Annotated in this window: 9 protein-coding genes; 4 read left to right on the top strand and 5 right to left on the bottom strand. The window is 70.0% G+C overall.

Annotation, left to right across the window (positions count from 1 at the left end):
* Positions 1 to 18: 18 nt before the first annotated feature.
* The 4 genes from AZOLI_RS08915 (at position 19) to cas6 (ending at position 7,880) form a co-directional block, all read left to right on the top strand.
* Entirely contained in the window at positions 19 to 3,771 is a 3,753-nt protein-coding gene (locus AZOLI_RS08915) for a tetratricopeptide repeat protein (RefSeq protein ID WP_014248286.1), read from the top strand.
* Between the two features lie 13 nt (positions 3,772 to 3,784).
* Complete coding sequence (locus AZOLI_RS08910; protein WP_014248285.1) at positions 3,785 to 5,866, top strand: hypothetical protein; 2,082 nt, start codon at positions 3,785 to 3,787, stop codon at positions 5,864 to 5,866.
* Positions 5,867 to 6,035: 169 nt separating this feature from the next.
* A protein-coding gene (locus AZOLI_RS08900) for an IS3-like element ISAli5 family transposase (RefSeq protein WP_085938459.1) occupies positions 6,036 to 7,174 on the top strand; the annotation gives its coding sequence in 2 pieces (ribosomal slippage) (positions 6,036 to 6,291 and positions 6,291 to 7,174; 1,140 coding nt in all).
* Between the two features lie 115 nt (positions 7,175 to 7,289).
* Positions 7,290 to 7,880 carry a CRISPR system precrRNA processing endoribonuclease RAMP protein Cas6 gene (gene cas6 / locus AZOLI_RS08895; protein ID WP_014248282.1) on the top strand — a complete coding sequence of 197 codons (591 nt, stop codon included), beginning with the start codon at positions 7,290 to 7,292 and terminating at the stop codon, positions 7,878 to 7,880.
* Positions 7,881 to 7,905: 25 nt separating this feature from the next.
* On the opposite strand, the gene AZOLI_RS08890 is transcribed toward cas6, so the two are convergent.
* From AZOLI_RS08890 to AZOLI_RS08870, 5 genes are read right to left on the bottom strand one after another with little or no spacing between them, the layout of a single operon-like run.
* Positions 7,906 to 9,495, bottom strand: a complete 1,590-nt coding sequence (locus tag AZOLI_RS08890; protein WP_014248281.1) for a carbamoyltransferase C-terminal domain-containing protein — start codon at positions 9,493 to 9,495, stop codon at positions 7,906 to 7,908.
* Positions 9,465 to 10,646: a hypothetical protein gene (locus AZOLI_RS08885; RefSeq protein WP_014248280.1), complete on the bottom strand. Its 1,182-nt coding sequence runs from the start codon at positions 10,644 to 10,646 to the stop codon at positions 9,465 to 9,467. Before AZOLI_RS08885 ends, AZOLI_RS08890 begins: the two co-directional genes overlap by 31 nt.
* Positions 10,630 to 11,928, bottom strand: coding sequence for a hypothetical protein (locus tag AZOLI_RS08880; protein ID WP_044549916.1), 1,299 nt, complete (start codon positions 11,926 to 11,928; stop codon positions 10,630 to 10,632). The genes AZOLI_RS08885 and AZOLI_RS08880 overlap by 17 nt, the downstream gene beginning before the upstream one ends.
* A 23-nt stretch (positions 11,929 to 11,951) precedes the next feature.
* On the bottom strand, positions 11,952 to 13,565 hold the full coding sequence (locus AZOLI_RS08875) for a hypothetical protein (RefSeq protein WP_014248278.1): 1,614 nt from the start codon (positions 13,563 to 13,565) through the stop codon (positions 11,952 to 11,954).
* Positions 13,562 to 14,641 (bottom strand): hypothetical protein, encoded by a 1,080-nt coding sequence (locus tag AZOLI_RS08870; RefSeq protein WP_014248277.1) that lies wholly within the window; start codon positions 14,639 to 14,641, stop codon positions 13,562 to 13,564. The genes AZOLI_RS08875 and AZOLI_RS08870 overlap by 4 nt, the downstream gene beginning before the upstream one ends.
* Between the last annotated feature and the right edge of the window lie 2 nt (positions 14,642 to 14,643).

Below are 14,643 nucleotides of genomic sequence, written 5' to 3'. Positions count from 1 at the left end.
ATTTTGGTGGGAGGCGGGATGGACTCGGGTGATCTGAAGGCGCATGTCGACGCCGCCGAGTCCGCCTGGCTCGACGACCGCGACGCGGACGTCGACGCCCACCGGCAGGCCGCCACGGCCATGCTGGCCGACGCCGACCCGACCGACCCGGCGGTGATCGCGGCGGGGCTCCGGCTGGCCTGGCTCGACAGCGAACGGCTGATCGATGACGCCAGGGCGTCCGGTGACTGGGCCGCCGCCCTCGATCACGTCACACGCGCGCTGACACGTTTCGGAGACCACCAGGTCGCCCCGATCGACGCGGCCCTCCTCCATCTGGCCCTGTTCTGTTGCGAGCGATCACGAGACGACCGGTGGCACGATCCGGCGCTCGATGGCCTCGAACGGGCCGAGGCCCTTCTTTCCAATCAGGACGACTCGCTCCCCCGCTGCCGCTTCGCCTGGGCGCGGTCGTGGAGCTACCGTGGTCACACACACAGAACGCAGGACACGCCGTCGGCGTTGGCGGCGGCAGTGGAGTCGTTCGACCGCGCCATCGCGCTTCGCGAGCCGCTCGACCTCGCCCGGCCGGCCTATCGCGATGCCCTGGCGACGGCGTGGACCAACCGCGGCGATGCCCTTCAGGCGCAGGGCACGCCGTCGGCGCTGGCGGCGGCGGTGGAGTCGTACGACCGCGCCATCGCGATCCGCGAGCCGCTCGACCTCGCCCGGCCGGACCACCGCCATGCCCTGGCAGGTGCGTGGACCAACCGCGGCCTTGCCCTTGAGGCGCAGGGCACGCCGTCGGCGCTGGCGGCGGCGGTGGAGTCGTACGACCGCGCCATCGCGCTTCGCGAACCGCTCGACCTCGCCCGGTCGAACCACCGCCATGCCCTGGCGGCAGCGTGGACCAACCGCGGCAATGCCCTTGCGGCGCAGGGCACGCCATCGGCGCTGGCGGCGGCGGTGGCGTCGTACGACCGCGCCATCGCGCTTGGCGAGCGGCTCGACCTCGCCCGGCCGGACCACCGCCATGCCCTGGCAGCAGCGTGGACCAACCGCGGCATTGCCCTTGCGGCGCAGGGCACGCCGTCGGCGCTGGCAGCGGCGGTGGCGTCGTACGACCGCGCCATCGCGCTTCGCGAGCCGCTCGACCTCGCCCGGCCGGACCACCGCGATTCCCTGGCGGCGGCGTGGAACGGCCGCGGCAATGCCCTTTGGGCGCAGGGCACGCCGTCGGCGCTGGCGGCGGCGGTGGAGTCGTACGACCGCGACATCGCGCTTCGCGAGCCGCTCGACCTCGCCCGGCCGGCCTACCGCGATGCCCTGGCGGCGGCGTGGACCAACCGCGGCAATGCCCTTTGGGCGCAAGGCACGCCGTCGGCGCTGGCGGCGGCGGTGGAGTCGTACGACAGCGCCATCGCGCTTCGCGAGCCGCTCGACCTCGCCCGGCCGGCCTATCGCGATGCCCTGGCGACGGCGTGGACCAACCGCGGCATTGCCCTTGCGGCGCAGGGCACGCCGTCGGCGCTGGCGGCGGCGGTGGAGTCGTACGACAGCGCCATCGCGCTTCGCGAGCCGCTCGACCTCGCCCGGCCAGCCTACCGCGATGCCCTGGCGTCGGCGTGGACCAAACGCGGCAATGCCCTTCGGGCGCAGGGCACGCCGTCGGCGCTGGCGGCAGCGGTGGAGTCGTACAACCGTGCGATCCATCTCCTCAACGCCACCGAACTTATCACCGCAGGCCAGCGAACGACGCTTGGGGGCGCCCAATGCAACCTTGGCCACGCGCTGTCGGGGCTTGGCCGCCAATCCGATGCCCACCGTGCCTACTGTGCGAGCCTCGATACCCTGCGGCCGTCGGTTGCGGGCGAACAACTCGAAATCAAAGGCGCCGAGTTCTTCTGCAACGCCTCGATCGGGTTCCTTTTGATCGCCGTGCCGGATGGCGCCGACCGCGACGCGACCGATGTGGGGGATGACGCGCTGGAAGTGCTGCGGCGGCTGGAATGGCAGGGTGCGCAGGTCTGGCGGAGCAAGCGGGAACGATTGTTCGACATGACCATCCGGGCCTACATCGACTCAGGCCGGCCGCAGTTCGTGCCGGAGCTGGTGATCGACCATCTCGATCCGACCAACCCCGGCGCGGCGCCGGACTCCCCGCGGATGCAGCAGGCGGCGGTAGAGGGGCTGGCGGCGGCGCTGGCGGCGGTCATGGCGTCCGGCAGGGATGGCGGCGGTGCGATGGCGCAGCCGATGTCCCGCATCCTCGGTGCCCGGCAGCGGCTGGACGTCGTCTGGACGCTGTATTTCGGCGGCACCGCGGACGGCGCCGCTCTTCGGGCCATGGCCGCGGAGCGCCGGGGCGACCCCGCGGAGGCGGACCGGATCCTGGGGGCGTTCCTGTCCGAACGGCCGACGGACGCCGCCGGCCATCTGCATCGCGCCGGCATTCTGATCGCCCGACGGCGGATCGGGGACGGCATCGCAAGCCTGTGGACCGGTGCGGGGCTTCTGCTGGGGGCCACGCTCCCCGCGGCCCGTCCGGTGATGGACACCGTCATCGGTCTGGCGGCCGCCGTCTGGCGGCTGGAGTTCGCGACGGCCTTGCCCGCCATGTCCGCCCGGGACGTGCGTGGCCGCGGGGCGGAGGCCGGGCGCTGGCTGCGCGACGCCATCGCGCGCCTGGACGGCGCCTTGCGGGAACACGCGCCGCTCGACGGCGCGGAGATCGACCGGCGCGTCAAATCCCTGATGGAGGTCGCCTGGGAGCAGGAGCCCCGGCTGGAGGAGCACGCCGGGGCCTTGGCCGCCGAGGCCCGTCTGCACGACGGCGGTGTCGCGGGCCGGAGCCGCGCGTCCTGGGTCGCCCTGTGCCGTGACGACGCCTTGAGGCAACTGCTGGACGCGCTGACCGGGGCGATCGACGCGACAAGAACGCTTCCCCTCGGCCTTGGCGACGTGCGAGCGATCCTGCGGGCGGCGCTGACGGAGAACCGCCGGATCCTCGACCGGGCCGTGTTTCGCCCGGACGAGCGGGAGCGTTTGTTGGCGGAGATGGCGGAGGGCCTGTCATCGCGCCTGCAATCCGACATGGCACGCGTCGACAGGGCCGAACTGGTGGATGGAGAGGCGGTGGCCCGCGGCCGGCTGGGCGCGCTGTGGGACGGGGCGCTCACCGACGACGAGCGGCGCCTGCTTGCCGAAGCCGGCCAGCTTCTCCAGGAACCGGCGCTGGCGCGGCTCGTGCCGTTCAGCCTGGGGAAGGCCGTCGAGCGGATGCTGCACGCGCGGCTGATGGAACCCGCGCGCGACCTCGTCCGCGCGGGCGCCGCCCGCATCGGGACGGATGCCGCGCCGAACAGCCGGGAGGCGAACGCCGCGGCCTTCCTGGCCGGGCGGACGACGCTGACGCTGGGGCAACTCGTGGGCATCTTCCAAAGGGCGGTGTCGCTTGCGGATGGTGGCGCCGATGCGACCTTCGCGCCGCTGGTCGCCCATCTGCGTGCGCTGCCCCGCGCCGACCTTCTGTTCCCGGCCGACGCCGCGCGGCGGAAGCGCCGGATCGACGCCCTCGGGCGGTTCATCGGGCTGCGCAACGAGGCCGCGCATTACCAGGGGGAGCCCGACGACCCACGCGGCGACGCCGACGATGCGGCGGACAGCTGGGCCATCATCGTCGGCCGCGGGCCGGGGGATGAGGACGCCTTCGTGACCTATTTCTGCGGCGCCTGTGCGCCTCCCCCCGCCACCGCAAGCGCCCAGCGACCGCCTTTCGAGCCGAACCCATGAGGATCGATCACCGGTGAGCCTCCCACTCAAGGATTTCCTGGACGGCGTTGCCCGCGCCAGACCCGCCCGCGTCGTTCTCGAGAAGGGCCATGTCGATGACGGCGGCCCCTGCCTGCACGTCGGCTGCGGTCGCTGGCCGGCGGCCGGGACGCCGCTGCTGCCGGGCCGCTGGCTGCTCAACAACAAGGGGACGCGGGCCCGCTTCGGCCGCGATTACTCCAGCGTCACCGCCCTGGTGACCGATCCGCCCGACGAGCTTGCGCGGGCCTGGGCGTCCTGGGCGGAGACGGCGCGGACGCCCGACGCGGCGCTTGCCGGGCTGACGCTGGTGGTGGAGGACGCCAGTCCGGATTCCGTCTTCGGAGTCCTGCTGCTGCTGGCGCGGCTCGCCGGGGTCACGCTCGGGGAGCTGGGGGCCGCGTGGGGCGCTGCCGTCGACGATTGGGAACGCACCGGCAACGCCGACGACCCCTGGACCTCCTGGTGCGCCCTGGCCTCGGCGCACGTCCACAGCCACTTCCCGCCCGAGGAGGAGCCGGGGCCGGAGGCGCTGGCGGACGCCTGGGCCGATGCGCTTGGTTTCGCCGCCCTGTGCCTCCAGCGGTCCGTGCTGCCCCACGCGGTCCCGACGCTTTCCGACGCCGCGCCCTGGAGGCGGGCGACCGCCGCCCTGCGGCAGGAACACGCCACCTACCTCGACTGGCTGTCCCATGCCGCCATGGTCCAGCTCTCGCTGCCCCTGACCGGTACGCGGGGGCGGCGTCTGCTGGTCGACGCGCTGCTCTTCGTCGAGGACCAGCCGACGGGCACGGCCAAGGTCTTCTACCGGAACGACCGCGAGCGTTCGCCCCTGGGCCAGGGTTTCGCGATGGCCGTCCATCACCGGCCCTCCTGCGCCGGCACCGGAAACGACATCACCATCACCGTCGATCCCCGTCTCGGGCTGGACCTGCGCGAACTGTGGGCCGAGCTGGAGATGCGGGAATCGGCCGCCTGGAGGGATTCCGGGGAGGAGCGGCCGGCCGGGGCGCCTCGCCCCCTGACCGGCGTGGACAGCCGCCATGACGAGCCCTGGTACATCACACCGGACGGCACCCTGATCGGTGCGCCGAAAAGGCTGCTCGACGGGCGGGCGGGGTCGAAGCTCGGCTGGGGCGACGTCCGCGACGCCGTCTGGACCGCCTGCCACCCCTTGTGGAACGTCCAGGTCTGCTCCGCCCGCGGCAGCAGCCCCGTCTGCGTGTGGGAACTGCCCAGGACAACCGCGGCGGACCACGACAAGACGCTCCTCGTGGCCCACTGGCCGGGGCCATCCGACGCCGCGGCGGTCGGGGGAACCCGCGCGCTGTCCGGTGCCCCCATCACCATGCGGGTGCTGGCCGCCCTGCTCGACCGGCAGGGATCGCCCGGGCTGGATGATCTCCCCGGTGGCGGGGCTTGGGAGCGACTGGATCTGGCCGGTGGATTCGCGATCGTCACCGACGGTGGCCTGTTCCTCCTCGACGATTGGCGGGAGAGGCCGTTGGCGGTGGATGGCATCCGCGCCGCGTTCGAGGAGGCCGCTCTGCTCGACCGACGGCTGAAGACCGTCGAGACGGAGGCGATCCGCCCCTTGGTCGTCGAGGTTCGGGCCATCCTGGACGCGAAGAGGCGATGGCCCAACCTGGACGATCCTGTCCGGCGTGCGGCGCTGGCGGCGAGCCGTCTGACCGAAATGCGCGGCAGTCACGCGCTGCCGCCGGGTGAACCGGACGTCCGCCTCGTGCGCGACGCGCTTGACCGGCGCTGGAGTCTCGATCGACGACTGACCGCCATGGAGGCCGAGGTCAAGGCGATCGAGGCCGCGTTGCGCTCGCTGGCCGAGTTGCGGCTCGCCGGGGTGGGGCGCTTCATCGCGCTCTACGCTTTTCCCGTCGTGGTCGCCGACGTGTTCGGCTCGACCCTCGGCAAGACCCTTTACCCGATGGTGGCCGAAAATCCGCCGCCGGGCGATCCGCCTGCCTGGGTGCTGCTGTCGTCCATCACGGGTATCTGGTTGCTTGCGTCAGCCATCATTGCCTGTTGGCTTTGGAAGAATGGAGAAAGCAAAGCGTGACCTGCGAGTCCAACCCTATGGACTCGGCAACCATGCTACCTGACGGAGCGCCGACAGGCGTTGGAGCTCTGGGCCGAGCGGCTTGTGCATCGGACTGCAACACTGAAGTGGTCCCCGTTTCCCGGACAGTGGGCTGAGCTTGGTTCGCCCAGGAAGAAGGACGGACCCGATGACGGGGAAACGGAAGCGGTATTCGGCAGAGTTCAAGGCGAAGGTGGCGCTGGAGGCGATCCGGGGCGAGCTTACAGTGTCGCAGTTGGTCGCCAAGCACGGCGTACACCAGACGCTGATCAACGCGTGGAAGAAGCAGGCGATGGAGGGGATGGCCGGGGTGTTCTCCGGCAAGGCTGAAGCGGCTGAATCCAGCCATCAGAGCGAGGTGGAGAAGCTGCACGCCATGATCGGCCAGTTGGTCGTAGAGCGGGATTTTTTGCGCAAGGCCTCCGGTCGATGAGCATCGGTCGGAGGCGGGAGCTGGTCGAGGCGGATCATCCACGCCTGTCGATCACTCGGCAGTGCGAGTTGGTTTCGATCAGCCGGTCCAGCTACTACGGGCCGGCCAGAGGCGAGCCGGCCGAGAACCTGGAGTTGATGCGGCTGATCGACGAGCAGTTCCTGGAAACGCCTTGGTACGGCAGCCGGCAGATGACCCGGCATCTGCGCCGGCACAGCCATCAGGTCATCCGCAAGCGGGTTCGCCGCCTGATGGTGCGGATGGGCTTGCAGGCGATTTACCAGCGCCCGAAGACGACAGTGCCACACCCCGAACACAAGATCTGGCCATACCTGCTGCGCGACCTGACCATCGACCGCCCCGATCAGGTGTGGTGCAGCGACATCACGTACATTCCCATGCGCCGCGGCTTTCTGTACTTGGTGGCGGTGATGGACTGGGCGACACGCAAGGTTCTGAGCTGGCGGTTGTCGAACACCATGGACGTCGAGTTCTGCATCGAGGCCGTAGAGGAGGCGATGACACACTACGGTCGGCCGGACATCTTCAACACCGATCAGGGCAGCCAGTTCACCAGCCCGCGCTTCACCGGCCTCTTGACCGCGGCCGGCATCCGGGTATCGATGGACGGGCGTGGTCGGTGGATGGACAACGTCTTCATCGAACGGCTGTGGCGATCGATGAAATACGAGTGCGCCTACCTCCACGCCTTCGAGACCGGCAGCGAGGCCAGAGCCGGGATCGGCCGCTGGATCGATTACTACAACGCCGACCGCCCGCACTCGGCGCTCGGCGGCAGAACCCCGGCAGAGGTCTACGAGGGCACACTCAACCAGATCAGAATGGCGGCGTGACACGAACCTAAACCAAGCTTATTCCAGCCGCCAAACTGTCCGGGAAACGGGGACCACTTCATGTTTCGGTTTCGCCGACGACTGGGCACCGGCGGCGGCGGCGCTGGCGGCGGCGGTGCGCAACGGCCTTTCCGCCGGGGTCGGCGCGCCGGGCCGCGGCACGGTTTCCGCCGGGGGACGGGCGGTGGAGGTGGTGACCGCCTGGCGCGCGCTGGCCGCCCATCGCCCCGGCGGCGCGTCCCCCGGCCCGGCCGCTCCCCGCCTGCTGGATCGCCGCCTGGAGACGGTCGAGGGCGTGCCGGTGCCCCCGGCGGCGGAGGCGGTGGCGCTGGAGTTCGTCACCCCGGTCTGTCCGCGCGGCGGTGCCGATCTGCGCCACGGGCTGGCCGGCTTCGCCGGGGCTCTGCTGAACCGGGTCTTCGGCCTGGCCCGCTGGCTGGACACCGACGTGGACTGCGACCGCCGCGCCCTGCTGGCCGCCGCCGACGCGGTGCGGGTGGACGCCGCCGGCCTGTGGCCGATGGCATGGCGGCGCGGCTCCGCCAAGCAGGACCGCTGGCTGCCGATGGAGGGCGAAGCCGGAACCGTCTTCCTGGAAGGCCCGCTGGGACCGCTGCTGCCCCTGCTCGCCCTGGGCGCCGTCGTCCACGCCGGCGCCCGCACCACCTTCGGCCTCGGCGCCTACCGCCTGCGCGTGGTGGCGTAGACGGCAGGCGGCGCTATCGGGGGCGTCATCGGGGGGGGGAGCCGGCGAACAGGCCGGAGTCGGTCAGAAGAAGGTCGATGCCGGTGGCCAGAACGATGTCGATGGCGTCCTCGATGGTCTCCGCCAGGGGCTCACCGGCGCGGTTGAGCGACGTGTTCGCGAGGAAGGGCACGTTCGCGGTCGCCTCGAACCGCTCCAGAAGGGGGCCGAGCGGATCGTCGGCGGCGACCGCCTGGAACCGGCAGGTTCCGTCGATGTGAAGGACGGGACGCAACCGCTCGCGCCAGGGTCCGCCGACAGGTCCCGCGATCTCCATATGCCGGGACAGGCGCGCGTGCGGACAGGCTTCGGCAACCCGGTGGGCCGGTCCGACGATGCCGAAGGGCCGGAACCAGCCTCTGCGCTTGATCGATGCGCCAAGCCGGTGAAGCGACGCGGCGTCGCCGGGATGGCACAGGATAGACCGGTGGCCCAGGGCGCGCGGGCCGAACTCCGATCTGCCGGTGAAAACGGCGACAATCGCACCGCCGGCGAGCCGCCGGGCGGCCATCTCCAGCGCGTCGAAGCCGCAAGCCAGCGGTTGCCCCAGCCGCCTGACCGCCCGCTCCGCAACGACTCCGCGATCCTCCTCCACGCCGAGAAAAGGTTGGCGCAGCATTTCCGGCGCCTCGGCGCCGAGCAGGGCAAGGCCGTAAAGCGCGTTTCCGATCGCCTGCCCGGTGTCGCCGGGAGCGTACGGAGCGCGCACGGCCAGTTCTGGCATCGCGCCGGCCAGCGCACCCAGCAGCCGGCAGTTGGTTCCCACGCCACCCGCCACGCAGAGCTGCGGAACCGGGTACCTCGCCAGCAGCCGCTCGACCGTGGCGACCACCGCCGCCTCCATCTGCGCTTGAACCGTGGCCGCCAGATCGGCGCGCTGGCGGAAGGTCACGGGATGGGGCAGTGGCCCGCCACCCGCGACGATGGCGCCCGACGGTGCATCGGCAAGCAGCAACCGGGGGTCGGCGCCAGCCCGGCCATAGGCTGCCAGCGCCATCGTCTTGCCCGCTTCGGTATCGCCGCACCAGCCGATCGCCTCTGTCGCCAGCGCATAGGCCGCGCCGATCCCGCCGCGGGCCGCTGCCGCCGTGTCGCTTTGGACGAGGCGCAGACTGCCCCCGCCGGCGAGGTAGTAGCTGTTGCGCTCCCCCGTGTTTCCCTCCTTGTCGAAAACGCAGACCAGGGCCTGCCGGGCGTTCGTTGCATGGGCCGCGTGCAACGCGTGCGACAGATGGTGCGACGGGCACCAGACGATCCGGTCCGGCGGGATTCCCAAATCCTGCAGGCTCCAGCGTCCGTCGGTGCGCAGGAACGCCGGGGCTCCCGGCGACGGGACCGGCTCGCCGCAGGTGGACAGCACGAACAGGTCGATGTCCGGCAATTCCATGCCGGCGGCGGCCAGCACCGCGGACAACGCCCGCTCCGCCCCTCCAGCATTCTTGCGCCGGGGCAGCCGCTCTTCGGCGATGGCCCACGCTCGCTCGCCATGAACCAGACAGGCGGCCCCGTCGATGTGCGGCCGACCGTCCTGGGTCCGCCCGGCGGTCAGTCCGGCGACGACGGGCGGGCCGCGCATGTCAAAGCCTTTTCGACTAGGTCAAGATCCCGCGGCAGGCGGGTGCTCAGGGGTGGATGTTCCTCGGCGAGTTCCGCCAGCCATTTGTCGCGGCAGTCACAGCGGACGGCTGCCGCCACATCCAAGAGGGCCGGATCGCGGGAGAAGTTGTGGGCGACCAGCGCGCCGGACAGGATGTGGTCACACAGCGGGCAGGATCGCGGCCGGCCATGCGCCGGGATGCCGGAGGTGATCCCCATGAACAGGGTCCGCGCCGCGCGCGACGGCGCCAGCATCCGCAGCACCTCGAACGCACTGTGGTAATAGGCCGTCGCATACCGCAGCGGACGGACGAACCCGTCCTGCCGGTGGAGGAAGTCGCAGAGGGTGTTCTCCTTGATCGAGGACAGGAACACCGAGACGGTGTCGGCACCCCGGTCGAACGCCCAGTCGATGGACCGCACCGCGTCGTCGATCGCCTCCCGTTCGCTGAGGAACGGCGGTTTCAGCAGGACATACAGATCGAAGACGATCCGCCGCGTGGGGTCGCTGCTGCCGCGGATGATCTCGAACGCCCGCTCCAGCCGCTTGCGTGGCACCTTCTTGTTCACCGCGACCAGCCGGACGAGGTCGTCGGCACTCTCAAGCCCGATGCCGGTTGTGAACTCCCGCACGGTGGAGGGCAGCCACGCCAGCGCCTCGGCGATATACTCCGGCGTCACCAGCTCCGCCCGGCATTCGATCCCCACCCCCTCCAGAAAGCGCAGGCGGTGAAGTTCGCCGTAGATGGTCCGCCGGGCGTCGGGATTCAGTTCATGCCAGTCGAGGAACGACCCGCCGGGTCCCAGATGCAGGTAGCGCGTTCCGGGATCCAGGCGATCGATCTGCTCCTTGAAGGAGCGCACCACATCGTCATCGCTGGGGCGGGTCGCCGCCTGGCCGAAGTTGCACATGGTGCAGCCGCTCTTGATCGACCATTGGCACCCCTCGGTTTCGTACCAGACCAGGGTCTTGGCCGCCGGGCGTCCGTCGAGACGGATCGGCAGCATGTAGATGCCGGCCGGCCAATGCTTGGCGGACAACGGATGATCCTGGCGGAAGCGCCGCATCAGTCGGACCATCCGCCGCGCCAGCGCCGCGACGTCGGGCTGAGAGTCAGGGCTTGAGGTCATGGCAGCTTGCCACCAGCCGGTCCAGGCCTGCCGCGTCGGGCGCGACCGCCATTGTGGCGCTGCCATTTCCATACCGCGGCCCCAGCAGCAACACGCCGGCGCGGCCGTCGAAGGCGAGTCCGGCTGCGGCAACCGTAGTCGGGTCGGCTCCTGCAAGGCATTCCCAGGACCGCATCGCCACCCGGTCCGGCCAGTCGGGTCCGAACAGCCGCCTCATGGCCAGGTGCTGGTCCAGCGGAGCGGAGCGGCGAACGTTGATCTCCGCCAGGGCCAGCCTGCCTTCCGGCGGCAGGATGAAGTCCAGATTGAACGGGCCGGAGAAGCCGCGGCGGGCCATGGCGCGGCCGACGGCGGTTCCGACCGACGCGACGGACGCCAGCACCGCAGGCGCCACCGCACCCGGAGACCATGCGATCCCACGGTAGCGGGTGAAGTCGTCAAGCACCTGCAAGGCGGCTCCCTCGAACGCCACCGTGCCGCCGGGCATCACGGTAAAGTCCGCAGTCAGCGAACGGTTGCGCCGCGGGTCGCCGATGCCGACCTCCAGCAGAAGCGGCTCGTCCAGCGGCAACGGCCAGAGGCCGTTCTTGCCGGCGCCGGTGGTATGGTCCGGTCGAGTCAGCCGGGCGGCCAGCCCGGTTTCCCCGCCGGTGACCCAGAGGATCCCCGATCCGCCGGCCCCCATGTTGGCTTTGAGCACGTACCGCTCGGACGCCGGGTGACCCGCCAGCATCGCCTCCGCATGGAGCGGGGTATGGCACACCACCGCATCGGGGACCAACGCAGCCGCCGCCGGCACTCCGCGCAGCAGGTCACGCCCGCCGATCTTGGTGTTCCAATAGCGGACCAGCCCCGGCGGGCAATCCGGCACGCCCACGACCTCCAAGCCCGCCGCGGTGGCGAGCCGGTCGGCCATCCGGCGCAGGCCGGCGCTGTTGACGGTCGCGAGCAGTCGGACCCGTCTGGCCTCCTGTACGAAACGGCGTACGCGGCTCCACAATCGCGCATCTTCCAACAGCCGCGCCGCCGTCCGACCGTCGGCATCCGGGACCACCAGCCGCTCAGCGGGTTCCTTCCGGATACCCGCCGGTACCGGCGGCAGGTCGAGCGAGGTGGGTGCGATCAGGAGAAAGCCGTCCTCCTCCGGCCACCACCCGGCCTTGTGCCCGGCGGCATGGCCGAGCGGAACGCCGTCCGCCTCGCCCAGTACGGATGCGGGCGCATCGGGATCCTCGAACAGCTCGCCGAAATTGGCGATGGCGATGACCCGCTCGCCGCCCATGGCATTTTGGTCCGTTTCCACCATCAGCCGGCGGCGGCCGAAAAGCCGGCCAGGCGCCCGACCGCGGCGATGTAGCGCGCCAGCGTCATGGCGCAGGTTGCGGTGTTGGACGACTGACGCTTGTCGGGCATGTAGAAATCGGTCCAGAAGCCGTCGCGCGCCTCACCCAGCAGGACGGCGACCGCCTCCTCGATCCGGCTCCAGGTCGCCGGGGCGGGCGTATAGCCGAAATCGAGGAATGCCTCGATGAAGGCGGACACCGCCTTGGCGTGGCCCGGCTGTTCCCAGGTCATGTTGATCTGGGCCGGCCCGGTGGCGGTGGGGGCGCGCAGCTTGACCTGATCGATGTTCTGCTTGCCCTCGCGCCCGACCCGCCAGTGCCGTTCGGCCCAGGCCAACCCGCGAAAAGCGGCGTCGCGCAACGCTCCGTCGTCGCCCACCACATTCCCGATCTTCAGCAGGCTCATCGCCGCCTGGAGCGTCGCGTAGACGCTGAGCTGCCCGGTTTCCTCGAACCGGTCATGCCAGGCGAGCCCGTCCTCGCCCTCGTCCCTGGCTTCGGCGAGGATGAAACCGGCGCAGCGGTGGAGCGCGTCGTGACTGGCGGCCTTCAGGTCGTTGTCCAGCACCGGTTGGGCAATCTTCAGCGCCGTGACGGTGATCGCAGTGAAATAGGGATCGGGCAAGAAACGGTAGTCAAGGCCAGAGAATGCCCCTGGGATGTAGCGGTGAATGCTCCATGCCCCGCTCTCCAGCTGCATCGTCAGCAGGAAGCGGACGCAGCCGGGCACCGCGGCGGAAAGCATCACGTTCGGTTCCAGGCCACCGACAATGCGGGCCGTAGCAGAAAGACGCAGCGCGATGACGAAGAGTGCGTTAGTCGGAACCGTGGGCAGAGTACCGCCCGGATAATCATCATCGTCGGGTACGCACAGGGCGCCGGAGTAGCCGTGGCGGTGACCATCGGGCACAATGTATTGAAGGCAGCGTTCGAGCAGCGCTTCGGCCGTCGCCAGCCCTTCGCGCCATGCCGGGCAGTTGAGAGTTGGCACCAGCAGGGGTGCCTCCGCGAACAAAGAGAACTGGTCGGCGGCAGCAGTCGACGACGGATAAGCGCTGAACAGGGCAAGACCACCATCGGCGTCGACCCGCCAGAATGGAGGCGGACAAGGCAGGCCGCTCCTTTCGGTTGCCCGCTCGACATCCAGAACGTTCGACCAAGCCTGCCGCAAAGTCGCCATTGCCGCCACGACACCTGGCGAAACCCGGCCGCCCAATTGCTCTTGAACGTCGATCAGCAGGGACGGAGTCGTATGCCGGTTGGAATCGCCTGCTCCCGCCTCCACCAGATCCGCGAGAAAGATGCGGTCCCGGCGGCGGAAGGTGCCGTCGTCCCGCCTCTCGAACATCTGGAGGTCGCGAACTAAACGCAGAATCTCCGCGTCCGGCCGGGCACCGGCGAAATCCTCGACCGCTGCCAACAGGTCGAAACGGTCGAACCCGTCCTCTCCCTCGCGCGGTGCCAGCCGCGACAGAACGTCGAAGGCGCGGATCTTGAAGTCGATGTCGTCCAGGGTGCGGCCACCGAACAGGGCGGCGGCGGCGACCAAAACGTCCACCGGGCGCAACGTGGTCATGACCGGTCTCCGAACATCGCCTGCATGCGGGTGAAGATGCCGGGCAGGTAGGGCGGAGGACGGCGGATGTAGCTGCCGTCGTCGCGCACCTCGGGCGTGCCGATGGAAGAGATGATGCCGATGCGGGCGAGCGGTTCCACCACATCGGCCATGAAGGCGTCGTCGGGCCGACCGCCGACGATGGCGGCAAGATCGTCGAGCGACCACGGCGCGATCTGGCGGTCGCCCTCGCGGAACCGGGGACGTAGATGCGCGACCAAGGCATCCAGGCAGCCCTGCTGCGTGTCAGTCAGCTTCTTTCCTGCCTGCCCGGCCAGCCACCTGATGGCTTCGTCCGGTCCGATCCGGGCCGGGGCATCGGTCACCGGGATGTGATGGCCGAGTTCGGTCAGGGTGCGGAACACCTCCCGGAACGTGGCGTTGGTGGCCTGCCATGGCGGCACCACGCAGTCGAGAACGTCGCGGTCGATGAAGGCCGCGTCCTCCTTCGATACCGTCTCGTAAGAGGAGTCGGCACCGTACCGCGCCTTGAAGGCGAACCACAGGCGCTGGCGCATGGCCAGTTCGAAGAAGGGCTGGCTCAACGGCTCCATGGGGATGTCGCTCACCACTCCCAGCGCCTCCAGCCGCTTTCTCACCCAGGGCGAGCGCAGGGTGTAGTCGCCGATCAGGACAGCCGGGTGGCTTTCGGCGTTGAAGTACTCCTCCAGCCAGATCAGCCCCTTCTCGAAAGCCTTCGGGTTGGCCTTGATGTCCCATTCATCGACGAACACCGCACCGCCGCTGCGCGCCGATGCAAGCATCGCTTCGGTCTTGTTCCGCCCGCACAGGAGAAGCTGGGTTTCCTTCATCTCCGTCATTTCAGAGATGACCATCTCGACCAGGAAGGTCTTTCCGGTACCCAGCATGTCGGCAATCAGCGCGATCTGCTTGTTTTCGATGGACTGTTGCAGCGACTGCTTGAGCTGGCTGCGTGAGTCGAACCGGTTGGCGAAGGCCGCCGGCAGGTTGTAGGCGGCGGTGTGGGCGAACAGGATTTCCGCCTGATCGATCACATCTTTGCAGGTGAACCCCATCG

The sequence above is a fragment of the Azospirillum lipoferum 4B genome (genome assembly GCF_000283655.1).
GTDB lineage: Bacteria > Pseudomonadota > Alphaproteobacteria > Azospirillales > Azospirillaceae > Azospirillum > Azospirillum lipoferum_C.
This window is presented reverse-complemented; position numbering and strand designations above follow the sequence as displayed.